The sequence below is a fragment of the Pseudarthrobacter sp. 10T415 genome, from assembly GCF_056394175.1.
Genome location: NZ_JBFTHJ010000001.1, coordinates 69,593 through 95,013 on the forward strand (window position 1 = coordinate 69,593; position 25,421 = coordinate 95,013).

Consider the following 25,421-nt stretch of genomic DNA (forward strand, 5'->3'; position numbering starts at 1 on the left):
CTATGACTGAGGCCCTGATCCACACGACTGCCGACAACCCCGCAGACACCGCCGCCGCGAGCACCCCGCAGCAGCAGGCCCCCTCAGCAGCTCCTGCCCCGGCCGACGGTCCGCTCACCGATGCCGGGATCGAGGCCGCGGTACACGCCATTGCCGACCGCAGCCGCCACGCCGCCCGCCGGATGGCCATGGCCAACCGGGCGTGGAAGGACCGCGGCCTGCGTGCCGTGGGGGCGGCACTGCAGGCCAACACCCGCGCCATTCTCGACGCCAACGCACGCGACGTCGCCAACGGCAAGGCCAACGGTACATCCGCAGCACTGCTGGACAGGCTGACCCTCACCGACGCCCGCATCGACGGCCTGGTGGCCGCCCTGGAGAACCTCGCCAACCTGCCGGATCCCGTAGGCAACGTGGTCCGCGGCCAGACCCTTCCGAATGGACTGCGCCTGCGGCAGGTCAACGTTCCCATGGGAGTCGTGGCGGCTATTTACGAGGCCCGGCCCAACGTCACCGTGGACATCGCAGGACTTGCACTCAAGAGCGGCAACGCCGTGATCCTCCGCGGCGGCAGCGCAGCGGAGTCAACCAACAGCGTCCTCGTTAGGGTGCTGCGCGAAGCCCTGGAGTCCGTGGGACTGCCCGCCGACGCCGTCCAGACAGTGGACCAGTACGGCCGTGCGGGCGCCAACGTCCTGATGCGTGCCCGCGGCAGGGTTGACGTCCTGATTCCGCGCGGCGGGCGCGACCTCATCCAGTCGGTGGTGGCCAACTCCGCCGTGCCGGTCATCGAAACGGGCGAAGGCAACGTCCACATCTTCATCGACGAATCGGCCAACGAAGACATGGCCGTGGAGATCCTCCTCAACGCCAAGACACAGCGGCCCAGCGTCTGCAACACCGTGGAAACCCTCCTGGTCCACTCCGGGTCCACCGTCCTCCCCGCCGTGGCCAAAGCACTCAGCAAGGCCGGCGTCCGCCTGCATGCCGATGACCGCATCCGCGCGGCCCTGCCGGCTTCAGTGGCAGCCGACGCCGCCACGGATGAGGACTGGGGCACGGAGTACATGGACCTTGACCTCGCCGTGGCGATGGTGGACGGCCTGGATGAAGCCGTCCGCCACATCCGCAAGTGGTCCACGGGCCACACGGAGGCCATCCTCACCAACGACCTCGCCAACGCCGAACGGTTCATCGCCGAGGTGGACTCCGCTGCCGTAATCGTCAACGCTTCCACCCGGTTTACCGATGGCGGGGAGCTCGGGCTCGGTGCCGAAGTGGGCATTTCCACCCAGAAGCTGCACGCCCGCGGGCCCATGGGGCTCACCGAGCTCACCACCACCAAGTGGATCGTCCAGGGTGAAGGCCAGGTCCGCGGGTAGCAACGCGGTAACATAGACCAGACGCCAAAAAGCAGCGGAAAAGTCCGCTGCCCCAAAATACTTGAACCTAGGGGAGAACATGCTGTTCCAGCAGATCGCCACGACCATCGCCGCAGCAGGCGAAGCAGAACACGAGGAACTCGCGCCGCTGTGGGCTGAGCCGTGGGTCTTCGGCATCGTCATGTTTGGGATCCTCATGGTCATGATGTTCATCACGTTGTCCTACAACAACCTGGGCAACCGCCACACCGTCACGGAGGAGCACGCGGACCCGCACCGCCAGCACCCGAACAAGCACGATCACAAGCAGGGCCACTAACATTTCCCGCACTTTGCGCCGGAGCAGTGACAAGGGCCGGATCCGGCTGGGCGTGATGGGCGGGACGTTCGATCCCATCCATCACGGCCACCTTGTTGCCGCCAGTGAGGTGGCTGCAGAATTCGACCTTGACGAGGTCGTTTTCGTCCCCACCGGACAGCCATGGCAGAAATCCCATAAACGGGTTACCGAGCCTGAACACCGCTACCTCATGACAGTCATCGCCACCGCCTCCAATCCGCGGTTCACGGTGAGCCGGGTTGATGTGGACCGTCCCGGTCCCACGTACACCATCGACACCCTGCGCGACCTTCGCGCCCAGCGGCCGGACGCGGACCTGTTCTTCATCACCGGCGCCGACGCCCTCGCGCAGATCCTGTCCTGGAAGGACATCGACGAACTGTGGTCGCTGGCCCATTTCGTTGGAGTCACCCGTCCGGGCCACGTCCTTGACGGCATGGGGCGCGACGACGTCAGCCTCCTCGAAGTGCCGGCCATGGCCATCTCTTCCACAGACTGCCGCACCCGGGTCGCGGGAAACGATCCCGTCTGGTATCTGGTGCCTGACGGCGTGGTGCAGTACATCGCGAAGTACGGCCTGTACGCCCCGGCAGGCGGGGACGATCAACCTTCCGAAGCACGCGAACGAGCCAGCACTGAATGAGTTCTCCATGAGCCAGGAACAGCCCCCCATCCGCAGCCGCCGGGAACTCCGGAAGGCGCGGGACGCCGCCCAGGAGTCGGCCGCCCCCACGGGCAAGGACCTCCTTCCGCCTGCCATAAAACCGTCGCCCGCGGCACCGGCCGGGACAGGTGGGAAACCCCAAAAGCCCGTGGCCGCCGCTGCGCCTGCGCCCGCCAAACCTGTTGCCGCGAAGCCTGTAGCTGCTCCGGACCAGGACCAGCAACCCCTGGACCAGCCCGCCGCGGTGCCGGCCCACACACAACGGTCCTCGCAAATCCGCGCCCGTGACAGGGCAGCCCTGCGCACCATCAAAGACCTGGAGGAAAAGGAAGGCCAGCTTGCTGCGGGCGGGCCTCCCACCCGACGCCAGCTCCGCCTGCAGCAGCTCAAAGAGCAGGCCCTCACGTCGGCCAACCCGATCGTTCCACCCGCCGCCACCCAACCTGTTGTCCCGTCGAAGGCGCCTGCCCGGCCGGGACCCGTCGGCGACAGTAAATCTGCACCCTCCGCCGGGGGAGAGGGCAAGGCTCCGGCGGCGCCGGGTGCGCCGTCCGGCACTCCAGCCCCTAAGGCTGCCGGCGTTCCTTCCGGCCCCGCAGGGATGACAGTGGAACAGGCGCTTGCGGCCCGTTCCCTGATTGCCGAGCAGGCCAAGAACCAGATCGCCAAGATGGAGCACATCGCCTCCATGGATCCGGAGGCGGTGGACCCCGGGATCCTTGCCGAGCAGATCGCCCTGGCGGAACGCGCCGCAGTGCTGAACCGGCGGGCCATGGCCCGGCAGAAACTCGCGGAGCAGGCCGGCGGAGCTGCAGCCCCCGGCGAGAGCCAGGCCGCGGACGCCTCATCGACGCCGGCCCAGCCCAAGGCCGCGCACTTCGGGAACCCGTTGCCCCAGGCAGCCGCGCCTACGGCTTCCCAGCCGAAGGCAAGCCAGCCAGGGGCGAATGCGCCCAAGGACCGGCCGGGCCCGTCCACCACGAGCAACCTGGCCATGGTGACGCCGCTGGAATTCGTCCAGGTTCCCGGCGTGGACCGTCCCGTCATGAAGCCTCCGGCAACATCCCACGTTCCGGTCACCACCCGGCCGGGAACCAAGGTTCCTGCATCCGGAGGCAAGAAGAAGCCTGCTGCCAGGACCGGCCGCGCGGCCGAGCCGGTGTCCGGCCGGTCGCAGGTCATTGCACGGGCCGAAGCGGCGGCTAAGGCGGCCACCCGGCCGAAGCCAGTTGTCTTCCCGGACAGCCAGGCCACCTTCGAGGACGTTCCGCGGGTCCCGGCCAGCTCGGCCTACGGTCTTGAACCCCTGGATGCTTCCACCGCGGGCCTGGGCCGCGCGAGGCGCAACCGCATCCTGCAGCTTTGCATCCTGGCTTTCGGTGTCGTGGCCCTGGTGTCCGGCATCGTCCTTATCATCAGCGGCATGACCCCCTGACCTGCCGCACCCTGTTTTTTTCATCAACGAGGAGTCCCGTGACTGCATCAGATACATCCATCACCATTGCCCGCGACGCCGCCAAGGCTGCCGCGGACAAGCTTGCCCATGACATTGTTGCGCTGGACGTGAGTGAACGCCTGGCACTGGCCGACGTCTTCCTCATCGCATCAGCCCCCAGCGAGCGTCAGGTCAACGCGATCGTGGACGGCATCGAGGAAGAACTTGCCAAGCAGGACCTGCGGCCTGTTCGCCGCGAAGGCCGTTCCGGCGGCCGCTGGGTACTCCTGGACTACTCCGACATCGTCATCCACGTCCAGCATGAAGAGGACCGGGTATTCTACGCGCTGGAGCGGCTTTGGAAGGACTGCCCCGTGGTGGACCTGCAGCTGGAAGACGCCGCTGCGGCCGCGTCCGAAAGCGAGTAAACCCGCGCCGCTCCGGGGAGTATTCCCGATTTGGAATTCTTGGAACCGCTGATCTAAGATATTGGAGTTGCTTCGGGGAAACCCGAGAAAAGCTCTCAGGAGCGGCAGCAGTTCGGGGCTGTGGCGCAGCTGGTAGCGCACCTGCATGGCATGCAGGGGGTCAGGGGTTCGAGTCCCCTCAGCTCCACCGGAGAATCCGCCGGAATCATCACGATTCCGGCGGATTTTTTTATGCGTTCGATGGGTCGGCGGGGCGTCCGGAGGCCTTGGCGGAGGAGCGCAGGCATCTGCCAGGGGACCCCGGCAGCCCGCTCGCAGGTGCGATTTGGTACTGCGGGGAAAGTGCATTAAGCTGGTCAGGTTGCTCCGGGGAAAACGACCGGGACAGCAAATTTCCGGGGCTGTGGCGCAGCTGGTAGCGCACCTGCATGGCATGCAGGGGGTCAGGGGTTCGAGTCCCCTCAGCTCCACGGAATAAAAGGGAACCATCAACTGTGATGGTTCCCTTTTGCGTTTCCGCTGGTGGAGTTACATCCACGCCGTGCGGCGAAGCGGCGGTTCGGCGCCGCCCGGGCGTTGCACCAGGACCTGATTCACCCCGGTCAGGCCATTTTCAAAGCCGATGGCACTCGACGCCATGTACAGCCTCCAGATCCGGGCCCGGCCAACGCTGGCCAGGGCAACCGCCTGGTCCCAGTTCTCCTCCAGCCGCCGCACCCACGCACGCAGCGTCAGGGCGTAGTGCTGCCGCAACGCCTCAACATCAAGGACCTCAAACCCCGCTCCCTCGAGAGCCACCACCATTTCACCCAGGCTGATCATCTCCCCGTCCGGAAACACATACCGGGGAATGAACGAATCGGGGTCCGGATCGGTGGGGCCGGCATTCCAGGAAATGGCGTGGTTCAGGAGCCGCCCGCCGGGGCGGAGCAGTGAATACAGGGAGGATGCATAGCCGGGGGTTTGGTCACGGCCCACATGCTCGGACATTCCAATCGAGCTGATCGCGTCGAACGGCCCGTCCGCCACATCCCGGTAATCCTGGACCCGGATCTCCACCTTCTCCGTAAGCCCCGCCTCGGCAGCCCGCTTCCGTGCCAGGATGGCCTGCTCCGAAGACAACGTCACTCCCAGCACGGTGACGCCGTACTTTCCCGCCGCATGCAGGGCAAAACTGCCCCAGCCGCAGCCCACATCCAGCACGCGCATCCCGGGCTTCAGCCCCAGCTTCCGGCATACCAGATCCAGCTTGGCTTCCTGTGCGGCGTCCAGGCCGTCGTTGCCGGCCCGGCTGCCACCGGTGCTGCTCTCCGTGGTGCTGCTTTCACCGGTGCTGCTCTCCATGGTTACACCAGGTTCATCCGACCAGACCGCGCAGGAGTAGACCATTGAGCTGCCCAGAACCAGGGCGTAAAAGTCGTTGCCGACGTCGTAATGGTGGGAGATGGCCGCGGCGTCACGGTGGCGGGAGTGCACCCGGCCTCTGCGGGCGACGCGGGCCTCTTCGGGCGGAGGCGCCGGGTTGGGCCCCACAGCGCCCAGCCGCACTGCCGTAGCCGCGAGCGTCCACAGCTCCGCAACCGTCGGACGCCGGAACGGTCCCGGCTCGGCAAATTTGCCCGCCGAACTCAGGGCCGTGAAGGCGGCGAAAATGTCGCCCGGCGCGTCGAGCTCCCCGGCCACATAAGCCCGGCTGAGTCCCAGCTGGCCCGGCGACCACAGGATCCGCCGCAGCGCCCGACGCGACCGGAACTCCAGGACGGGGGCATCCCGGGGTCCTGCTTCGGAACCATCCCAGGCTTTCAGCCGCAGGGGCACGTCAGGTGTGCCTAGAACAATGGCCAAAGCCTTCGCCAACCTGGCCGCACTGCTCCTGCCGGTGTCCGCCGTGCTGCGCGTTGTTCCTGCCATCATCGTCCTCCGGTATCGCTGGCCGGGCCTCTATGGGCCAACCCTAAGGCCCGGACGTCCCGCCCGGCTATCATGGGGGAGTGATTGCTGCCCAAACCGATGTCGTGGTGATCGGCGCAGGGCAAGCCGGACTATCCGCCGCCTTCCACCTGCAGCGCAGAGGGCTTGCGTATGAGATGTTCGACGCCGAGGCCGGGCCCGGCGGCGCATGGCGCCACCGCTGGAAGAGCCTCCGCATGGGCACCGTCAACGGAATCAGCGATCTACCGGGCATCGCCAAGCCTGCAGTGGATTCCCGTGAACCCAGTTCCGAGTTCCTCACCCGCTACTTCGGGGACTACGAACAGGAACTGGGCCTGACGGTCCGGAGGCCGGTCAAGGTCTCTTCAGTCAGCCGCGAAGACGAAGACCCTGCAGGCCGGCTTCGCGTCCGCACCTCCACTGGGGACTGGAGCGCCAAGGCACTCATCAATGCCACGGGCACCTGGACCAGGCCGTTCTGGCCCATCTACCCGGGGCGGGACAGCTTCCGCGGCAGGCAGTTGCACGTGGCGGATTACGTCTCCGCCACCGAATTTCCTGGCAAGCATGTCATCGTTGTGGGCGGGGGAATCTCGGCGGTCGGCCTCCTCGACGAAATCTCCCAGATCACCTCCACCAGTTGGTTTACCCGCCGCGAGCCTGTCTGGCGCGACGACGAATTTGACGCCCGTGCCGGGCATAACGCCGTGGCACTCGTCGAGGAGCAGGTCCGGAAAGGCCTGCCGCCGCAGAGCGTGGTGTCGGTGACCGGGCTTATCAGGACTCCGGCGCTCCGGGCCGCGGCGGCGCGCGGCGCCCTCGACAGGCAGCCCATGTTCACCGCCATTGAGCCCGGCGGCGTCCGGCTGGCGGACGGCGGATTCCTTGCGGCGGACGTCATCCTGTGGGCCACCGGGTTCCGGGCAGAGCTGGAGCACCTGGCTCCGTTGCACCTTCGCGGGCCGGGCGGCGGAATCGCCATGGACGGAACCCGCGTGGCATCCGAGCCGCGCGTCCACCTGGTGGGCTACGGCCCGTCGTCGTCCACCATCGGCGCCAACCGGGCCGGCCGGGCGGCAGTGGCGGAGATCCTCAAGCTGCCCGGATTGGCCCCGGCAGCGGAGCCGGTACCTTGGGGCTGACCCGGAGGGAACGGACCACGATCAATTCGCGGGTGGAGCACACCCCGCAGCTAAGGAACAACGGCAGGGAAAACGTGGCAACAGACAGTCTTGACCGGATCTTCGGGATCCTCCGCCGGCGCCCGGACGTGGAAGCGCCCAACCTGCAGGCATGGGACGCCACGGACAGGCTCCTCCTGGAAACTGCCGCAGCTTCGGCGGGCCCCGGCAGCGCTGTCGCCATCCTTGGCGACCGCTACGGTGCCCTCACGCTGGGTGCCCTGGACCTGCTGGCACCTGCCGCGCTGCGGGTGCACCAGGACCTGGTCACCGGAGAACGTGCGCTGCAGCAAAACGCCCTCGCCTGGCAGGCGGAAAAGGAGAGCGACGACGCCGGCAGCGGCCGGGTGCCGGAGTTCCGCCAGTTGCCGCTCGGCGCCGAACTCCTCACCGGGGCAGAGGTGGTGTTGCTGCAGTTGCCGAAAACGCTGGCCGAGCTGGAGGAAGTGGCCGCCGCGGTTGCCCGTCACGCGGCGCCCGGGGCGCTGCTGCTCGCCGGCGGGCGGGTGAAACACATGTCGCTCGGCATGAACGGCGTCCTCGAACGGTATTTCGACTCGGTCCAGCCCCAGCTCGCCCGGCAAAAGTCCCGGGTCATTGTGGCTTCCCATGCGAAGGCGGACCAGCCGCCAACGTCCTTTCCCGTCGTCGTGCACCTCGACGAACTCGGCCTGGACGTTGCAGCGCACGGAGCCGTGTTCGCCGGCCCCAAACTGGACATCGGCACCCGGTTCCTGCTGACCTTCCTTCCGGCCATGAAACCGGCCCGGCACGCGGTGGACCTGGGCTGCGGGACAGGAATCCTCGCGGCCATGTACGCCAGGAAGTACCCGGTGGCGCACGTGACCGCCACGGACCAGTCGGCCGCGGCTGTTGCCTCGGCACGTGCCACCGCCCAGGCAAACGGGCTCGACGGGCGGATCAGTGCGCTGCAGGATGATGCCCTGAGCACCATGGCCGATTCCAGCGCAGACCTGGTCCTGCTGAATCCGCCGTTCCACGTAGGCGCAGGGGTCCACGCGGGGGCGGGCCTGAAGCTGATTGAGGCGGCCGGCAGGGTCCTTGCTCCCGGCGGTGAACTCTGGACCGTTTACAACAGGCACCTGCCCTACCTTCCCGCCCTCGAACGGGAAGTCGGGCCTACCACTGTGGAGGGGAACAACCCCAAATTCATTGTCACGCGCAGTGTCCGGCGGTCCGCCAGATAGCCACGGGCCGCCGCCACGCCGGGCAGCCAACCCGGCTATGTGTCAGTGACCACGCGTAACGTACGATTCAAGCAGCACCACAACTACGTGGCCCAAGACGTTTAGGGGTAACCGTGTCTGAAATCCGCCAATCCTCACCGAGGCGCGGAACCAACCTGCCACGGATGGGGGATTTCAACCTCACAGTCATCCTTGACGCCATCCGCCGGACCTCGGGCGGACTCAGCCGGGTTGAACTGGCCCAGATCGTCGGATTGTCCCCGCAGACCATCTCCAACATCTCCCGCCGCCTGCTGGACCAGAACCTCATTGTCGAAGCCGGCAAGGAAGGCAGCGGCCCGGGTAAGCCCCGGACCATCCTCCGCCTCAACCCCAAGGGAATGTACGCCGTCGGCGTCCACCTCGACCCCGCCGTGACCACCTTCGTCGTCATGGACCTGGTGGGATCAGTCGTCCAGCACGCACGGATCGACACTCCCGGCGGCAACAATCCGGCAGCCGTCATCGCCACCATCGCCGCCCAGGTTGCCCGGGTGGTGGAGGAATCCGGTGTCGACCGGGACCGGATCGCCGGACTCGGCGTGGCTGCGCCCGGCCCCATCGACCTGGACAACGGAACCGTGGTGGACCCGCCGCTGCTTCCGGGGTGGGACCGGGTGGAGCTGCGCAACGCCCTGTCCGAGGCCACCGGATACTCCGTCCTGGTGGACAAGGACGTCACCAGCGCCGCCGTGGCGGAAACCTGGGCCGGCGGCCCGAGCGGGGCCGGCAGCTTCGTGTTCATGTACATGGGCACCGGCATCGGCTGCGGCATTGTCCTCAACGACGAAGTCATCCGCGGCACGTCAGGCAACGCCGGGGAAATCGGCCACATCATGGTGGACCCGGATGGACCCCCGTGCGATTGCGGGCTGCGCGGCTGTGTTAAATCGTCCTGTATCCCGCAGGTCCTGGTGGCTGAGGCAGAGGCCGCAGGCATCCTGAACGGCACCCGGCCCGGCAACACCGGCGCGGAGATCCAGCAGAGCTTCGCGAGGCTGTGCGAACTGGCCGACGCCGGCGACGAACGCGCCATGGCCATCATCGACAAATCCGCCACCCTTGTGGCCCGTGCCATTTCCGTGGTGACCAACACGCTGGACGTGGAACGGGTAGTGTTCGGCGGCCCCTTCTGGAGCGGCATGGCGGACCGGTTCCTGGCCAAGGTGCCCCAGCTGCTCGAAGCAAACAGCGCCGCCCGGCTTATCCATCCCATCGAAGTAGTAGGCACAGGCGTGGGCGAAGACGTGGGTGCGATCGGCGCAGCGTCACTGGTCCTCGAACACACCCTGGCGCCCCGGGCGCAGCGGCTCCTGCTGGAAAGCTAAGGGCGCCGCGTACCGCCGGTTCAGCCCGCTTCAGTCGATGTCTTCGAACACCACGCCGAACGGCAGGGTGTCATCCACATGCGCCTGGTGGCCGGTGGATCCGGGGTTGTAGGTGACCCGGACGCCGTGGAGCTTGTCCGCTGCCGACTGCTGCAGGACAGGCTTTACTGCGCTGATGAACAGGTCGCTTTTGTCGGAAAGAAATTCCTTGTAACTGGCTGGAAGCTCGCTCATGGCAAAAGGATAGACCTGCGTGCCCGCGATGGGGAGGGGTCCCCATCCAGGCCGTCCTTCCGGGACGTGGCGCGCCGGATATGGATAGGATTGCTGGCGGAGCGCAGCGGGCAGGCCCGCCGCGCCACGAACAGCCACCAGGGGGAATCCAGTGCTTCAAACCAGCGCGTCCGCGAGAATCGAACCGGCCGAACTGGCCCGGGCGCAGCAGGTGGTGGCCGGCATTTCCCGCAGCTTCGAGGCCAAGGTGGTGGGCCAGGCCAGGCTCCGCGAATCCCTGCTGGTTGGACTGCTGACAGGCGGCCACGTCCTGCTCGAAAGCGTCCCCGGGCTGGCCAAAACTACCGCAGCCCAAACCGTGGCGGAGGCGGTCAGCGCAGGATTCCGCCGCATCCAGTGCACCCCGGACCTCCTGCCCAGCGACATCGTGGGAACACAGATCTACGACGCCGCCAAGGGCACCTTCGTCACGCAGCTTGGCCCGGTCCACGCCAATATCGTGCTGCTGGACGAGATCAACCGCTCCAGCGCCAAAACCCAGAGCGCCATGCTCGAAGCCATGCAGGAGCGGCAGACGTCCATCGGCGGCCAGGACTACAAACTGCCGTCCCCCTTCCTGGTGCTGGCCACGCAAAACCCCATTGAGCAGGAGGGCACCTACCAGTTGCCCGAAGCCCAGATGGACCGGTTCATGCTCAAGGACGTGCTGGACTATCCATCGCCGGCGGAAGAGGCAGAAATCATCAGGCGCATCGACGCCGGCGTTTTCAGCCCGGAGCAGGTGCCTGCCGCCGCCGTATCGCTGGACGCGGTCAGGGCTGCGCAGGACCTGGTGCGGCGCATCTACCTCGACCCCGCGATCGTCAACTACATCGTGGGCCTGGTTTTCGTCACCCGCAACGCGGGCCAGTACATTGAGCGGCGGCTGGCGGACTTCATCGAGTTCGGCGCCAGCCCCCGTGCCAGTATCGCCTTCAGCCAGGCCGCCCGGGCTGTGGCCCTCCTACACGGCCGCGACCACGTTATTCCGGAGGACGTCAAGGCTTTGGCACACCGGGTGCTGCGCCACCGGATCATCCTCAACTTTGACGCCGTCGCGGAGCAGGTGCCGGTGGAAACGGTAATCGACGCCGTCGTCGCCGCCGTCCCAACCCCCTGAGGCCGCCGGAATGACCAGCCTCCTGCACAGGGTGAAATCGAAGATGGCCATCTTCGCCCATCGCAAAGCCCGGGGAATGCTCGACGGCGAGTACGGTTCAGTTTTCCGCGGACGCAGCCTCGACTTCGATGACCTGCGCGCCTACGTCCCCGGCGACGAAGTCCGCGACATCGACTGGAAGGCCTCGGCCCGCCACGGATCGCCGTTGATCCGCCGCTACGTCGCGGTCCGGCGGCAAACGGTCATCCTGGTCACGGACACGGGGCGAAATATGGCAGCCGTCTCGCGGTCAGGCGAGGTTAAGAAGGACATCGCCGTCATGGCACTGGGTGTGGCCGGATACCTGGCGTTCCGGCACGGCGACGTGGTGGGGCTGGTCAGCGGCGACTCTGCCGGCACCGGCACCATCCCCGCGAAGGCCGGCGAAGCCCACCTGGAACGGCTCCTCCGGCACGTCGACTCCCGTGCGGGCCTGGACGCTGCCCCCAGCAGGATAGAGGACCAGCTGGATCACGTGGCGCGCACCGTCAAAGGACGCAACCTCCTCTTCGTGGCAGCGGACGAAATCCCGGCGTCCCCTGCCCTGGAGCAGCTCCTCCGCAGGCTCCGGGCCCAGCACGAAATCCTCTGGCTCACCATCCGGGACGCGGATCTGGCGCCCTCCGGAGCCGGGCCCGGCGACGGTGCAGGGTACTTCAGTGTCAGCGACTCCGCTGTCCTCCCGATGCACCTTGCCGGCACAGAGGCCATTGCCGCCGCCTACGCCGATGCCGCCGCTGAGCGGGATGCGGGCCGCAACACCATGCTGCGGCGGGCCGGCATCACCGAGGGGACAGTAGACGGCAGCCAGGACGTGGTCAGTGCGCTCTTCGCACTCCTGGAAAGGCACCGCCGTGCAGGATGAGCCCGCCTTTTTCGGCCCCCTCCAGTACAGCCCGGCATGGATGTGGGCAGGCTTCGCCCTGATCGCGCTCGTGGCAGCGTGGTACGTCCTCGTTTTTGCCTCCACCCGTCCGCCACGGGCCGCCCCCGAAAACCAGCGGCCCGCCCAGCTGACCGACCTCGCCGCCCTCAAGGCCGCCTACATCCAGCGCATCAATGATGCTGAGCAGGATGCCGCGGCCGGAACCACGGATGCCCGTGCGGCCCATCAGGACATCAGCCACCTGCTGCGCCGCTTCGTCCGCGACGCCTCCGGAGTGGACGCCCCGCGGATGACGCACGCCGACCTGGAACGGCACCCCCTGCCCGCGGCCGCCGCCGCCGTCGGCGCCATCTACCCGGGAGAATTCGGTCCCGAGCCGCTGCCGCCCGTGTCGGCCACTGCGGCCACGGCCCGGGAGACGGTGCGGGCATGGAGCTGATGTTTTGGTGGCTGCTCCCCGCAGCAGCGTTGGCGGCCACTGCAGCAGCCTGGATCGCCGTGCGCCACCGGCAGACGGACGTCCGACGCCGGCCTGCCGCCCACAGCGACCGCCTCACCATGCTGCCCGAATACCAGGACGCCCTGCGCCGCCACCGCCGGTGGCTTGCCGTGGCAGGGATCGCCTGCGCCGCGTTGCTTGCATCGGCCGCCGTTGCAGCGGCGCGCCCCGTCCAGCTGACCACCACGGTGCCGGAGCAGCGCAACCGGGACATCATGCTGTGCCTGGACGTTTCGGGCTCCATGAGCAGCGCCGACGCTGCCGTGGTGGAAGTCTTCGCCGAGCTGGCCCGGGAATTCGACGGTGAACGGATCGGGCTGACCATCTTCGACAGCACCGGCAGCCAGGTCTTCCCGCTGACGGACGACTACGGGTATGCCCGCGACCAGCTGCTGCTGGCACGCGACGCCTTCGAGGGCAAACCGGGAAGCTCCGGTTTCCTGGACGGCACCTGGGGCGGACGCGGCTCCTCGCTCATCGGCGACGGGCTGGCCTCTTGCCTCAGCGGGTTCCCCCGTACCCCGGACAGTGATGCAGGCGAGGACGGCACGGCAGCGAAACGCTCCCGGTCGGTGGTGCTTGCCACTGACAACTATGTATCCGGCAATCCGATCCTGACGCTTCCACAGGCAGCGGCGCTGGCGAAGGACAGGACAGTTCGCGTGTACGCATTGAACCCGGGGGACCTGGACTACGGTTCCGATGCCGGGCAGCCGGGGGCTCAGCTCCGCACGGCAGCGGAATCCACGGGGGGCTCCTACTACGCGCTGGACAATCCCGGGGCAGTGCCGGGAATCGTTGCCGCAGTGCAGGAGACGGAGGCCACCGCTTTGAAAGGCGCCCCGAGGGCAGTGGTCTCAGACCAGCCGGTGCTTCCGCTGGGGGTGGCCGTCCTGTCCGGGATAACGCTTGGCTCCGCACTGTGGAGGATGCGGCTATGAGCCGGATCCTGCTGACGGGGAATCGTTCCTGGCTGCGCCGTGGCTTGCTGGCAGCGTTCCTGGTGGCGGCGCTCTGCCGCCCTGCCCTGCCTGGCGGCACCTCGCAGGCAGCCACCACGGACCTGAACGTGTTCTTTGTGGTGGACACCACCACCAGCATGGTGGCCGAAGATTATGGGACCTCAGCTCCGCGGATGGATGGTGTCCGGCAGGACATCGTGGCCATTGCCAAGGAACTGCCCGGGGCGCGGTTCTCGCTGATCACCTTTGACACGAAAGCCTTTGTCCGGATGCCCCTGACCACCGATACCCTGGCACTGCAGACCATGGTCACCGTCCTGGAGCCGCAGGTGACCGCCTTCGCCAAGGGCAGCAGCATCACAGCCGCACGCCAGGTCCTTTCCGAGCGCCTCGACGCCGCGCGTGAGAGCCACCCGGAGCGCCCGCGGCTGGTGTACTACCTGGGCGACGGCGAGCAGACCAGCGGAAAGGAGCCGGAACGCTTCAATCTGGACGGCAGCCTGGTGGCCGGGGGAGCGGTACTGGGGTACGGCACCGCCGCCGGCGCCCGCATGAAGGAAAACTCCGGTAATCCGGGTGAAGCCGCGGACGGGCCCTACGTGCGTGACGGTGCCGGGGCAGACGCCCTGTCCCGCATCGATGAGCCGCGGCTGCAGGCTGTGGCCGGGCAACTGGGCGTCCCGTACGTGCACCGGCAAGCCGGAGACCCGGTTGGCCCCATGATGCAGGAGGCCCGCCCGGGCACACTCGAGCGCAGCGGCGATTCCGTGGAAAGCCGGACGGAGCTGTACTGGCTGTTCGCGGCGGGAGCCTTCGCGCTCGCCCTGCCGGATGCTGCGATGATCATCCGCCGGTACCGGGAGCTGCCCCGTGCAGCGTCCCCCGCCCCGGCCAAGGCAGTCGAACGGGGGGAACGCGTCCCATGACCGCCACAAAACCCCTGCCACCCAAGGGGCCCCAGCGCCACACGAGGGTAGCGGCACACGGGAGCCGGGCCACCAACGGGAAGGACCGACATCAGGGCCCTCAGCAGAGCCTTGGACGTCTGCGGAAGCGGCGCCTGCTGCTGGCGGGCTCCGCCGTGCCGGTCATCCTGGTACTCGGCATCGCCGCCAAGCTCCTGAGCCTGGGCGTCTTCGGCGGCCAGGCAGCCGCGGCATTCGACGCCAAAGATGCCGGTGCTGCCGCGGCCGCCGCCGGCTGGCTGCAGCCCCTCAATATTCCGGAGCCCCACAAGGCCCCGTTCGCCGCCGGGGACGCCGAAGTCCTCAGCGGGAACTTCGACGCCGCCCGGCAACGTTTCGCCGAAGCCCTGGACCTGGTTCCCGGAGGCGCCGTCGGGTCCGCCGATGCCTGCGTCATCAGGGTGAACCTCGTGCTGGCGACCGAACGCCTGGGCGACGACAAGCTGCGCGCGGAGGACCCGGCGTCGGCCGCGGCGCTTTTCTCCGACGCCCTGGGCGTGGTCAAGGCGGCACCGGACGGGTGCTTCGCCAGTCCCTCGGGGACAGGTGATGGTTCTGCGGGGGAGCGGCTGGACGAAGCCGGGGGACGCCTGGCCGGGAAACTGGAGGCCGCCGGCAAAGACGGTGACGCTGCACAGCAGCCCACTGAAAATCCAGACCCTGCTGCAAAGGAGACGGACTCACCGGAGCAAAGCCAGCTGGAACAGCTTGAGGAGAGCGCACGGCAGTCGCAGCGTGAACGCAACACCGGACGGGAACGGGAGGACTACCTCAAGGACACCGGGTACAACCAGGGCCCGGACCGGCCCTGGTAAGCGTGCGGACCCCAGTGGGGCAGCCGGGGCGAACAATCTTCAGCAGCGCATCGAAACCGGGCGTAAAACTGTGTCTTAATTCGGAGCGGACTTGAACGGGCCGCCAGCCCGCTCATAAAGTCGGAGGCAAGTTACCCTGGTAACGTGTCAGCGATCCTCCGTTCGGAGGGTGTGGGTGCCCCCATGTGGGCCTGACATTTGCTCACGGACAACTTCAACACAGGCGAAACAGTCGCGGCTGCGTCCCTGTGGAGTTCTTCCGTATTCCCAAACTCAAGTCCATTGCCGGTTCCTGCAGCCTCATCCGCGGGGAGCTCCAATGGCCCAAAGCCAAGGACGCAAATGTCACCAACAAGCCCTGTTGGCACACAGCCAAACCCCTCGGACGCCGCCCCGGTGGCGTTGTCCTACGAACTTTTTCCGCCCCGTTCGCCGGCCGCTGCCGAAACGCTGTGGACCACTATCCGGGAACTGGAAACCACTGCACCGGACTACGTCTCCGTCACGTACGGTGCCAGCGGGTCCAACCGGGACACTGCCCTCGAGCTGATCGACCGGCTCCTCCTGGAAACCACCCTCCGGCCGCTGGCGCACCTTACCTGCGTGGGGAACACCCCGGAGCAGCTCGCCGGCGTCATCGGCCAGCTTCTGGACACCGGTGTGCGCGGGATCCTCGCCCTCCGCGGCGACCTTTCCAACGACGCAAGCCAGCCGGTCAACGGCTCCCTGCGCTACGCCCAGGACCTGATCGAACTGATCCGCCGTGTGGAGCAGCGCCGGTCGGCCCTGCTGTGTGCGGGGAAGGTCGCGGTCGGTGTGGCGGCGTATCCCGCCCGCCATCCGGAGTCACCCAGCGAGGAACACGACGTCGAGGTTCTGCTGGCCAAACAGCGCTCCGGTGCGGACTTCGCCATCACCCAGGTGTTCTTCGATTCCTCGCAGTACTTGGACCTCCTCTCCCGGGCGCGCCGTGCCGGGGTGACTATTCCGATCATCCCGGGCGTCATGCCGTTCACAAGCCTTCGCCGCGTCAAGCGCCTGGGTGAACTCGCAGGCGTGGAACCTTCGGCGGAACTTACGGAGCGGCTGGCTGCGGCCGATACGGACATCGAGCGGCTCCGCATCGGAGTCGATGCCACCGTGGACCTGGCCAACGCCGCACTGGATGCCGGCGCCCCCGGAATCCACCTCTACACGTTCAACGAGCACCAGAGCGCGCTGGAGGTGCTGGACAAGCTGGCCCTTCCGCGCCACACCCGCGCCGGCAGCCGCAGCGTCGCCAACCGGACCCAGCTCGCCAGCTAAGCCGCAGCGTTCTCCTGAAAGGACCAAACTGCCGCGGACAAAAGTCCGACGGCGGCCGGTCACCTTCGCTTGAAGGTAGCCGGCCGCCGTCGTGCTCTCAGCAGCGATTCAGGACTCCCAGACGATCTCGTCGTCAACGACGCCGTCTTCGTCGGCAGAGGCAACCAGCACCTCGTCCGTAAAGTGCTCGCCCAACGTGAAGTCCAGGACAAAGTAGCGTTCGGGCTGCCCGGGGTAGATGGCGAGGTGGCCCAGCTTCAGGGCCTTAAGGAAGACATCGTTGGTGAGCTGGCTGCGTTCCTCCACGCCGAACACCTTCTGCAGGTGCTCATCCTTGAGGGCGTTGCAGTGGAAGTGCAGGTACTCCTGCGGGCTGGTGCCTTCCTGGTCGAGTTCCTCGGCGATCATCTCGCGCACTTCATCAACGAGTTCGGGCAGGAATCGCAGCCGGTAGTCCACCTTGCGCAGGGCCGCTTCATCGAAGTGGTCGTGGGCGGTGACATTCAGGTCAATCTTGAGCGGGTGGCCACGCAGCTCATGCTTAGCGGCAAAGAGGTGATCCCTGCCGTGATTGAGCTCAATTTCGCCAAAATGCTGGCTGGCTACCTTGTTCATAGATTCAACATAGCCCCGAAGGGCAGCGCATTCCAGCGTTCAGGCCTAATTCACTGCGGTGCGCATTCCGGCCAAAGTCTCCGCCAGCAGGTCGACAAACAGCTGCACCCGGGCCGTTTTCCGGTCATTAATCAGGAGCGCGAAAACGTTGCGCGCAAGCCGGATTTCAGGGACGTCGAGCACCACGACGCCGGCGGGCTTGTTCCGCAGCGCCAGTTCCGGGACCAGGGCTGCACCCAGTCCAGCGGCCGCCATTTCCAGGCTGGCATGGAAGTCGTCGCTGTGCGCCACAACGCGGGGATGGAGGTTGCAGCCGGCGAACAGCCGTTCGATCACCATGGCGTCGCTGGTGCCCGGGTGGTGCATGATCCACGGCAACTCGGACAGGTGTTCGGCCGCCACCCCGGCGTCCGGCCGGAATCCCCAGTCGCGCGGAAGGACCACCCGGAAGTCGTCGTCGCCAATCCATTGCCTGTTAATGGTTGCCGGCCACGCCACCCCGGTCTGCCCCACCTGGAAAACCACGGCGAGGTCCAGGTCTCCGCCCGCGCGCAGCCCCTGGATGGTTTGTCCCGGCTCGGCCACCGAGACGCGGAGGTCAATGCCGAGGTTCTTCCAGGCCGGATTCTTCAGGATCCGGGGGAGGACATAGGTGGCAAGGCTGGGGAAGATGCCCAGCCTGAGTTCCTGGCTGGCGGCATCCTGGGTCTTCGACGCGGCAGCCATCAGGGCCTCGATGTCCGTGAGCACCTTGGCCGCATGCCGGGTCATGACGACGGCGGCCTCCGTAGGCACCACGCTGCGCGCCGAACGCTGGAACAGAACGGTGCCCGTATCGCGCTCCAGGGCAGACATCTGCTGGGACACGGCCGAAGCCGTGTAGCCCAGGGTTGCCGCCGCTGCGGCAAACGAGCCCAGGCGGGTGACCTCCATCAATGTCTTCAGGTGCACCGGATTGACCACCAGCCAACAGTACTCTGAGTGCTGTGCCCATAGGGTTGGACAAAAAGGGCGGCAATCAGCCCATCCGCTTCGGGTCCGGCGCCGAATTGCCGTTTGTATAGCCGTCCAGCGGCAGATGTTCAGCAGAGGAGCATGGATTGTCACCTAACCCAGCAGCGAGTGGGGGCGAGAGGCGGCGCGTTGCCGTCATCGGCAGCGGAGTGGCAGGCCTGACCGCCGCCTACGTCCTCAACCGGCAGGACGACGTCACCCTGTTCGAGGCCGATTCCCGCCTGGGCGGGCACGCCCACACCCACGACATGCCCCAGCCGGAAGGCTCCCTGATGGGCGTGGACACGGGGTTCATTGTCCACAACGAACGCACCTATCCCACCCTCCTGCGGCTGTTTGCCGAGCTCGGTGTCGAAACCCAGGACTCCGAGATGAGCATGTCCATCCGCTGCGACGGCTGCGGCCTGGAGTACGCGGGGGCCCGGGACGGAGCCCGCGGCATTATCGCCAAACCATCAAGCCTGCTGCGCGGACGCTACCTGCTGATGCTGCTGGAGGTCACCCGGTTCTACCGCAGGGCCCGCGCACTGCTGAAGACTGCCCCGGCTTCGGCCGTCAGCGGCGACCCGAAGGCGCCGGAACCCACGCTCGGAGAGTTCCTGGCCCGCGAAAAATTCAGCCAGTACTTCATCTCCCACTTCATGACCCCTGTGGTCAGCGCGGTGTGGTCGTGCGATCCGATTACCGCGCTGAACTACCCTGCCCGCTACTTGTTCACCTTCCTTGGCCACCACGGACTGCTCGGCCTCAAGGGCTCGCCGCAGTGGCGGACGGTCACGGGCGGATCGGCGCGGTACGTGGAAAAGCTGGCGGCGACGCTGCCGGACATCCGGCTCAATACTCCCGTTACAGCCATCCGGCGCCACGACTCGGGCGTGGAGCTCGCGGCCGGAGACACGCTGGAAGACTTTGACGCCGTCGTGATTGCCACCCATCCGGCGCAGGCCCTCGGGTTCCTTGCCGATGCCACCCCAGAGGAGAAGGAAGCCCTCGGCGGCATGCCCTATTCCGTGAACCATACGGTCTTCCACCGCGACCCGGCCGTGCTGCCGTCCGCGGAGAACGCGAGGGCCTCGTGGAATTACCGTTTGCCGTCCTGTGATGCCCGGCCGGACAGGGTCCTGGTCAGTTACGACCTCACCCGCCTGCAGCGGCTTGAACCGCAGGACGGCCGACCCTACCTCGTCAGCCTCGGCGAGTCCGATCTCATCGGAGACGGCACCGTGCTGGAGCGGATGGTGTACGAACACCCGCAGTACACGCCCGAATCGCTGAAGGCGCAGGAGGCGATTACCGCCCTGAGTGACAGCAAGGTTGCCTTTGCCGGCGCCTACCTCGGGTGGGGCTTCCACGAAGACGGAGCCCTTGCCGGGGTCCGCGCCGCGGAAAAGCTGGGCCGCCAGTGGGCCCCCGTCAACGCCGGCCCCACGGATGCTGCCGGCGAGGGGGAGCGCGAGTTCGCCCGGGCGGCGGAACCCTCGTGAGCTACGGTGTAGCCATGAACGCCGGCACAGCCACCACCGATGGTGCCGCGGCCCCTGTGGCGGCCATCTACCGGACCTCGATTTCACACGTGCGGCAAAGCCCGCTGAAGAACGCGTTCACCTACCGGAGCTACAGCTGGTTCGTCGACGTCGACCGGCTGCCCCGCGTGCCCGCCTGGCTCCGGCCGCTGGTAGGATTCCACGCCGGCGACCACCTTGGCAACCCGGACCACAGCATCCGGTCCAACGTGGAAGGCTACCTGCGGACCCAGGGCATCGAGCCCGACGGCGGTGCCATTCGGATGCTGACCAGCGCCCGGGTCTTCGGTTACGTTTTCAACCCGCTGTCCCTGTTCTGGTGCTACCGGAGCGATGGCGACCTCCAATGCGTCGTTGCCGAGGTCCACAACACGTACGGTGAGCGCCACTGCTACCTGCTCCGGACGGACGCGGCAGGCCGGGCATCGGTACCCAAAGCGTTCTACGTCTCGCCCTTCAACGACGTCGACGGGCAGTACCGGATGAAGCTGCCGGCGCCGGGGGAGCGGCTGGCGGTCTCGATCGTGCTGGAGCGCGAAGGCCAGCGGCCCTTCGTGGCCACCATGGACGGGCGGCGGCGTCCCGCCACCGCACGGAACATCATCGCCGCCGCAATCCAGGTGCCGGCCGCGCCGCTGCTGGTATCCGCCCTGATCAGGGTGCAGGGCATTAAACTCTGGGCAAGACGCCTGCCCGTCGTCACCAAGCCACACCACACCTCACAGGAGGCAGTTCAATGACAATGACGGACGACAACGGCACCGCCGCAGCCCACTCCAAGGCAGGCACCCCGGCCGGGGGCAACGGCCCCGCCACCTGGACGCCCACCGGAATGCCGGCATCGCCCGCCACCATCGATCCGGAGATCTGGCCCGGAGTTGCCCAGCCGCCGTCGGGAGCCAAAGCTGCCGTGGCAGGCAAGGCGGCAGGCCTGCTCTTCAAAGGGGCTGCCAAGCGGCTCCCCCTCCGCGTGGAGTACCCGGACGGAACGGTCCTGGGCACGGGCGGCCCTGACGCGCCGGTGATGACGATGGTCCGGCCGGAAGCCTTCGAAGTCCGGATCGGTGACAACGGCCTGATCGGGCTCGGCGAGTCCTTCATGGCCGGCGACTGGGAAGCCAGCGACCTCGCAGCCGTCCTGGAGGTCTTCGCGGCGTCCGTTGACAGCCTGATCCCCATGCCGCTGCAGAAGCTCCGCACCCTTTACCTGCCGCGCACGCCGCGGCAGGAACGGAACGCGGAGCAGAACACGCGAAGCAACATCTCACGGCACTACGACCTGTCCAACGAGCTGTTCGCCAACTTCCTTGACACCACCATGAGCTACTCGTCGGCGCTGTTCCCTTCGGCTGCGGGACCGCTGGATTCGGTGGACTTCGGTGTCTTGGCGGAGGCGCAGCAGGCGAAGATCGACAGGTTGCTGGACAAGGCCGGCGTAGGCCAGGGAACCAGGCTCCTGGAAATCGGCACCGGGTGGGGCGAACTTGCCCTGCGGGCCGCAGCCCGCGGCGCCACCGTCTACAGCGTGACGCTCTCCAGCGAACAGCAGGCTTTGGCCCAGGCGCGCATTGCCGATGCCGGGTACGCGGACAAGGTGACAGTGGCACTGCAGGACTACCGCGCGGTGGAAGGCGAGTACGACGCCGTGGTGTCCGTGGAGATGATCGAGGCAGTGGGCTATGAGTACTGGCCCATCTACTTCCAGACCATCGACCGCGTCCTGGCACCGGGCGGGAAGGTGGCCATCCAGGCCATCACCATGCCCCACGGCCGGATGCTGGCCACCCGCAACGCCTACACCTGGGTGCACAAGTACATCTTCCCCGGCGGGTTCCTTCCGTCGGTGCGGGCCATCGAAGGCATTACGCAGCAGTACACCACCCTCCGCGTGCGGGAGCGTATGGGGATGGGCGACCACTACGCCGCCACCCTCCGCCTGTGGGAGGAGCGTTTCCTTGCCAGGTCCGCCGAAGTGGACGGGCTCGGCTTTGATGCGGTGTTCCAGCGGATGTGGCTGTTCTACCTTTGCTACTCGCGTGCCGGGTTCCAGTCCGGCTACCTGGATGTCCAGCAGATCGTGCTGGACCGGCGGGAGGCGCAGCTCTAGCGCCACCTTCCCCGGGTGAAAGCTGGGGGGCGCACGACGCCGGCCTGCCGCCGTCGTGCGTTTGCTCACCCAAGGGGGTTCCGAAGGTCACTTCGGGACCCCCTTTTGGCTGTCCGGAACGGTCGCGCGGACGGCCGCGACACGCCGTCTTTTCCCCGACACGCTGGGGTTTAAATGTGGCTAAGTACTCCACAGGGTGTGGATGGTGTCCACGAAATCGCCGGGATTCCGGACATTTTGAAGGGGCCCGCCTGTGGATTAAAGGTGCATTAAATGACATACTTGTAATACATCATCTAGGGGTTCCTAAGAGGCGTCTGCACTACATGTAGTATCGACATACAGCTTGGACGGGGACACCGGACCAGCGAAGATTTCGACTAAGGGGACAGGGACAATGACCGTAACGGTTTACACGAAGCCTGCTTGTGTTCAGTGCAACGCCACCTACCGCGCTCTTGATAAAAAGGGCATCACCTACCAGAGCGTTGACATCTCCCAGGACGCCGAGGCGCTCGACCGCCTGAAGGCACTGGGCTACATGCAGGCTCCCGTTGTGGTCACCGACCAGGACCACTGGTCCGGCTTCCGCCCGGACAAGATCGAGGAACTGGCGCTTTCCGCAGTTTCCTCCGTGGCCTAGGAAATCCGCTTTCCTTCAAACCAGCCAGCTGAGGTGACTTCCATCGCAGCACCAGCAGCACAGCAGGGACGCAGGGCCCTGCACAACCACGCGGCTCAGCGCGTGGAGGTGTCCCCGCCCGTCCGGACATCGGATGAAACCGAAGCAGTCCGGACCGGCAGCCAGCTCATCTACTTTTCCTCGACTTCCGAGAACACCAGCCGCTTCGTTGTGAAGCTCGGCCGGGAAGTGGCCCGGATCCCGCTCTATGCGAAGGACGCACCCCTCCTCGCCACCCGGCCATTCGTGCTGGTGGTGCCCACTTATGGCGGCACCGGGGGAGAGGGGTCAGTCCCCAAGCAGGTCATCCGGTTCCTGAACAACCCGCAGAACAGGCAGCTGCTCCGCGGAGTGATCGGCGCCGGAAACACAAACTTCGGGGACAACTACTGCCTGGCGGCGGACATCATCGCCGCCAAATGCCAGGTACCCCACCTTTATCGATTCGAACTTATGGGAACGCCGGAAGACGTCACCCGGGTCAACCAAGGATTGGACACGTTTTGGACACGACTGTCGCAGACACAGAAGTAACCATGGCCCAGAAGCCGGAGATGCCTGCCGCCTACAAGGGTTTGGGCTATCACGAGCTGAACGCGATGCTGAACCTGTACGGCCCGAACGGAGAGATCCAGTTCGGCGCCGACCGCGAGGCTGCGCATCAGTACTTCCTGCAGCACGTTAACAACAACACCGTGTTCTTCCATGACCTGGAAGAGAAGCTCGAGTACCTGGTCAAGAACGACTACTACGAGCGCGAGACGCTCGACCAGTACACGATGAACTTCATCCGCGAGCTCTTCAACCGCGCGTACAAGAAGAAGTTCCGCTTCGAGACCTTCCTGGGCGCGTTCAAGTTCTACACGTCCTACACGCTGAAGACCTTCGACGGCAAGCGCTTCCTGGAGCGCTACGAGGACCGTGTATGCATGGTGGCCCTGCACCTGGCCCGCGGCGACGAAAAGCTTGCCCTCCAGATGGTGGACGAGATCATCGACGGCCGCTTCCAGCCGGCCACCCCCACGTTCCTGAACGCCGGCAAGAAGCAGCGCGGCGAGCTGGTCTCCTGCTTCCTGCTGCGCATCGAAGACAACATGGAGTCGATCGGCCGTTCCATCAACTCCGCACTGCAGCTGTCCAAGCGCGGCGGCGGCGTGGCGTTCGCGCTGACCAACATCCGCGAGGTGGGCGCGCCCATCAAGCAGATCGAGAACCAGTCCTCCGGCGTCATCCCCGTGATGAAGCTCCTCGAGGACAGCTTCTCCTACGCCAACCAGCTTGGTGCCCGCCAGGGTGCCGGTGCGGTCTACCTGCACGCGCACCACCCGGACATCTACCGGTTCCTGGACACCAAGCGCGAGAACGCGGATGAGAAGATCCGCATCAAGACCCTCTCGCTGGGCGTTGTCATCCCGGACATCACGTTCGAGCTGGCCAAGAAGGATGAGGACATGTACCTGTTCTCGCCCTACGACGTCGAAAAGGTTTACGGCATGCCGTTCTCCGACGTCTCGGTCACCGAAAAGTACTACGAGATGGTGGACGACTCCCGGATCAAGAAGACCAAGATCAAGGCCCGCGAGTTCTTCCAGACCCTCGCGGAGATCCAGTTCGAGTCCGGCTACCCGTACATCATGTTCGAGGACACCGTGAACCGGGCCAACCCGATCGACGGCAAGATCATCATGTCCAACCTGTGCTCGGAGATCCTCCAGGTTTCCCAGCCCACCACGTACCACGATGACCTCTCCTACGATGCCACCGGCAAGGACATCTCCTGCAACCTGGGTTCGCTGAACATCGCGAAGACCATGGATTCCCCGGATTTCGGCCTGACCATCGAGACGGCCATCCGTTCGCTGTCCGCAGTGTCCGACATGTCCAACATCACCTCGGTGCCATCCATCGCCAAGGGCAACGACCAGAGCCACGCCATCGGCCTGGGCCAGATGAACCTGCACGGCTACCTTGCCCGCGAGCGGGTCCACTACGGCTCGGAGGAGGGCCTGGACTTCACCAACATCTACTTCTACTCGGTGGTGTTCCACGCGGTCCGTGCCTCCAACCTGCTGGCCATCGAGACCGGCCAGACGTTCGGCGGCTTCGAGAAGTCCAAGTACGCCTCGGGTGAGTTCTTCGACAAGTACACGGAGCAGGAATGGGTGCCGCAGACCGAAAAGGTCCGCGAACTTTTCAAGGACGTGCACATCCCCACGCAGGCTGACTGGCTGGCGCTGAAGGCCTCCGTCATGGAGCACGGCATCTACAACCAGAACCTGCAGGCTGTTCCGCCCACCGGCTCGATCTCTTACATCAACAACTCCACCTCCTCGATCCACCCGGTGGCGTCCAAGATTGAGATCCGCAAGGAAGGCAAGCTGGGCCGCGTGTACTACCCGGCGCCGTACCTGACGAACGACAACCTGGAGTACTACCAGGACGCGTACGAGATCGGCTACGAGAAGGTCATCGACACCTACGCCGCCGCTACCCAGCACGTGGACCAGGGCCTGTCGCTGACGCTGTTCTTCAAGGACACCGCCACCACCCGCGACATCAACAAGGCCCAGATCTACGCCTGGAAGAAGGGCATCAAGACCATCTACTACATCCGTCTCCGCCAGCTTGCGCTGGAGGGAACTGAAGTAGAGGGCTGCGTCAGCTGCATGCTCTAGTAGT

General features: G+C 66.2%; 25 protein-coding genes and 2 tRNA genes. 23 read left to right on the forward strand and 4 right to left on the reverse strand.

Features of this window, described 5'->3' with window-relative positions:
• Positions 1-2 precede the first annotated feature (2 nt).
• From AC1DBN_RS00340 to AC1DBN_RS00370, 7 genes are all read left to right on the forward strand, one after another.
• Positions 3-1,382, forward strand: coding sequence for a glutamate-5-semialdehyde dehydrogenase (locus AC1DBN_RS00340; RefSeq protein ID WP_091720736.1), 1,380 nt, complete (start codon positions 3-5; stop codon positions 1,380-1,382).
• A 79-nt stretch (positions 1,383-1,461) separates the two neighbouring features.
• Positions 1,462-1,701 (forward strand): hypothetical protein, encoded by a 240-nt coding sequence (locus tag AC1DBN_RS00345; protein ID WP_091720733.1) that lies wholly within the window; start codon positions 1,462-1,464, stop codon positions 1,699-1,701.
• Positions 1,702-1,714: 13 nt separating this feature from the next.
• Entirely contained in the window at positions 1,715-2,365 is a 651-nt protein-coding gene (nadD, locus tag AC1DBN_RS00350) for a nicotinate-nucleotide adenylyltransferase (RefSeq protein WP_269457122.1), read from the forward strand.
• 7 nt (positions 2,366-2,372) lie between these two features.
• Positions 2,373-3,821, forward strand: a complete 1,449-nt coding sequence (locus AC1DBN_RS00355; protein WP_091720728.1) for a hypothetical protein — start codon at positions 2,373-2,375, stop codon at positions 3,819-3,821.
• Positions 3,822-3,859: 38 nt separating this feature from the next.
• Positions 3,860-4,249: a ribosome silencing factor gene (rsfS, locus tag AC1DBN_RS00360; protein WP_091720725.1), complete on the forward strand. Its 390-nt coding sequence runs from the start codon at positions 3,860-3,862 to the stop codon at positions 4,247-4,249.
• 114 nt (positions 4,250-4,363) lie between these two features.
• Positions 4,364-4,436 (forward strand) — tRNA-Ala (locus tag AC1DBN_RS00365).
• A gap of 210 nt (positions 4,437-4,646) precedes the next feature.
• Positions 4,647-4,719: transfer RNA gene (locus AC1DBN_RS00370), tRNA-Ala, on the forward strand.
• Positions 4,720-4,777: 58 nt separating this feature from the next.
• Here AC1DBN_RS00370 and AC1DBN_RS00375 read toward each other — a convergent pair.
• Positions 4,778-6,160, reverse strand: coding sequence for a class I SAM-dependent methyltransferase (locus AC1DBN_RS00375; protein WP_091723997.1), 1,383 nt, complete (start codon positions 6,158-6,160; stop codon positions 4,778-4,780).
• 80 nt (positions 6,161-6,240) lie between these two features.
• Between AC1DBN_RS00375 and AC1DBN_RS00380 the strand changes: the two genes are divergently transcribed.
• From AC1DBN_RS00380 to AC1DBN_RS00390, 3 genes are all read left to right on the forward strand, one after another.
• Positions 6,241-7,323, forward strand: a complete 1,083-nt coding sequence (locus tag AC1DBN_RS00380; protein ID WP_091720722.1) for an FAD-dependent oxidoreductase — start codon at positions 6,241-6,243, stop codon at positions 7,321-7,323.
• Positions 7,324-7,397: 74 nt separating this feature from the next.
• On the forward strand, positions 7,398-8,570 hold the full coding sequence (locus AC1DBN_RS00385; protein ID WP_091720719.1) for a class I SAM-dependent methyltransferase: 1,173 nt from the start codon (positions 7,398-7,400) through the stop codon (positions 8,568-8,570).
• Between the two features lie 164 nt (positions 8,571-8,734).
• Positions 8,735-9,937: an ROK family transcriptional regulator gene (locus tag AC1DBN_RS00390; RefSeq protein WP_091720716.1), complete on the forward strand. Its 1,203-nt coding sequence runs from the start codon at positions 8,735-8,737 to the stop codon at positions 9,935-9,937.
• Between the two features lie 30 nt (positions 9,938-9,967).
• Here the strand turns inward: AC1DBN_RS00390 and AC1DBN_RS00395 are convergent, their stop codons facing one another.
• A complete protein-coding gene (locus tag AC1DBN_RS00395; protein WP_091720714.1) occupies positions 9,968-10,171 on the reverse strand; it encodes a hypothetical protein in 204 nt (67 codons plus the stop codon).
• A 151-nt stretch (positions 10,172-10,322) separates the two neighbouring features.
• On the opposite strand from AC1DBN_RS00395, the gene AC1DBN_RS00400 reads away from it, so the two are divergent.
• The 7 genes from AC1DBN_RS00400 (at position 10,323) to AC1DBN_RS00430 (ending at position 16,801) form a co-directional block, all read left to right on the forward strand.
• A complete protein-coding gene (locus AC1DBN_RS00400; RefSeq protein ID WP_091720712.1) occupies positions 10,323-11,330 on the forward strand; it encodes an AAA family ATPase in 1,008 nt (335 codons plus the stop codon).
• A gap of 10 nt (positions 11,331-11,340) precedes the next feature.
• Entirely contained in the window at positions 11,341-12,234 is an 894-nt protein-coding gene (locus AC1DBN_RS00405) for a DUF58 domain-containing protein (RefSeq protein WP_091720710.1), read from the forward strand.
• The gene (locus AC1DBN_RS00410) at positions 12,224-12,694 is read left to right on the forward strand and encodes a hypothetical protein (RefSeq protein WP_477722413.1); all 471 of its coding nucleotides are present in this window, start codon (positions 12,224-12,226) and stop codon (positions 12,692-12,694) included. Before AC1DBN_RS00405 ends, AC1DBN_RS00410 begins: the two co-directional genes overlap by 11 nt.
• Positions 12,685-13,695 (forward strand): vWA domain-containing protein, encoded by a 1,011-nt coding sequence (locus AC1DBN_RS00415; protein ID WP_172829968.1) that lies wholly within the window; start codon positions 12,685-12,687, stop codon positions 13,693-13,695. Before AC1DBN_RS00410 ends, AC1DBN_RS00415 begins: the two co-directional genes overlap by 10 nt.
• Positions 13,692-14,642, forward strand: a complete 951-nt coding sequence (locus tag AC1DBN_RS00420) for a vWA domain-containing protein (protein WP_091720702.1) — start codon at positions 13,692-13,694, stop codon at positions 14,640-14,642. Before AC1DBN_RS00415 ends, AC1DBN_RS00420 begins: the two co-directional genes overlap by 4 nt.
• Positions 14,639-15,496: a hypothetical protein gene (locus tag AC1DBN_RS00425; RefSeq protein WP_091720699.1), complete on the forward strand. Its 858-nt coding sequence runs from the start codon at positions 14,639-14,641 to the stop codon at positions 15,494-15,496. The genes AC1DBN_RS00420 and AC1DBN_RS00425 overlap by 4 nt, the downstream gene beginning before the upstream one ends.
• Before the next feature lie 342 nt (positions 15,497-15,838).
• Positions 15,839-16,801, forward strand: a complete 963-nt coding sequence (locus tag AC1DBN_RS00430; RefSeq protein ID WP_314214690.1) for a methylenetetrahydrofolate reductase — start codon at positions 15,839-15,841, stop codon at positions 16,799-16,801.
• 108 nt (positions 16,802-16,909) lie between these two features.
• Here the strand turns inward: AC1DBN_RS00430 and AC1DBN_RS00435 are convergent, their stop codons facing one another.
• The gene (locus tag AC1DBN_RS00435) at positions 16,910-17,416 is read right to left on the reverse strand and encodes a DUF2004 domain-containing protein (protein WP_015937310.1); all 507 of its coding nucleotides are present in this window, start codon (positions 17,414-17,416) and stop codon (positions 16,910-16,912) included.
• Positions 17,417-17,461: 45 nt separating this feature from the next.
• On the reverse strand, positions 17,462-18,379 hold the full coding sequence (locus tag AC1DBN_RS00440) for a LysR family transcriptional regulator (protein ID WP_091720693.1): 918 nt from the start codon (positions 18,377-18,379) through the stop codon (positions 17,462-17,464).
• A gap of 137 nt (positions 18,380-18,516) precedes the next feature.
• Here AC1DBN_RS00440 and AC1DBN_RS00445 point away from each other — a divergent pair, with 137 nt between their 5' ends.
• The 6 genes from AC1DBN_RS00445 (at position 18,517) to nrdE (ending at position 25,417) form a co-directional block, all read left to right on the forward strand.
• A complete protein-coding gene (locus AC1DBN_RS00445) occupies positions 18,517-19,914 on the forward strand; it encodes an NAD(P)/FAD-dependent oxidoreductase (RefSeq protein ID WP_091720691.1) in 1,398 nt (465 codons plus the stop codon).
• Positions 19,915-19,928: 14 nt separating this feature from the next.
• Complete coding sequence (locus AC1DBN_RS00450; RefSeq protein ID WP_091723995.1) at positions 19,929-20,693, forward strand: DUF1365 domain-containing protein; 765 nt, start codon at positions 19,929-19,931, stop codon at positions 20,691-20,693.
• Entirely contained in the window at positions 20,690-22,060 is a 1,371-nt protein-coding gene (locus tag AC1DBN_RS00455) for a class I SAM-dependent methyltransferase (RefSeq protein ID WP_477722414.1), read from the forward strand. The genes AC1DBN_RS00450 and AC1DBN_RS00455 overlap by 4 nt, the downstream gene beginning before the upstream one ends.
• A gap of 397 nt (positions 22,061-22,457) precedes the next feature.
• Complete coding sequence (nrdH, locus tag AC1DBN_RS00460; protein WP_015937305.1) at positions 22,458-22,703, forward strand: glutaredoxin-like protein NrdH; 246 nt, start codon at positions 22,458-22,460, stop codon at positions 22,701-22,703.
• 102 nt (positions 22,704-22,805) lie between these two features.
• Positions 22,806-23,276 (forward strand): class Ib ribonucleoside-diphosphate reductase assembly flavoprotein NrdI, encoded by a 471-nt coding sequence (gene nrdI / locus AC1DBN_RS00465; protein ID WP_091723992.1) that lies wholly within the window; start codon positions 22,806-22,808, stop codon positions 23,274-23,276.
• 20 nt (positions 23,277-23,296) lie between these two features.
• Positions 23,297-25,417 carry a class 1b ribonucleoside-diphosphate reductase subunit alpha gene (nrdE, locus tag AC1DBN_RS00470; RefSeq protein WP_091723990.1) on the forward strand — a complete coding sequence of 707 codons (2,121 nt, stop codon included), beginning with the start codon at positions 23,297-23,299 and terminating at the stop codon, positions 25,415-25,417.
• Positions 25,418-25,421 lie beyond the last annotated feature (4 nt).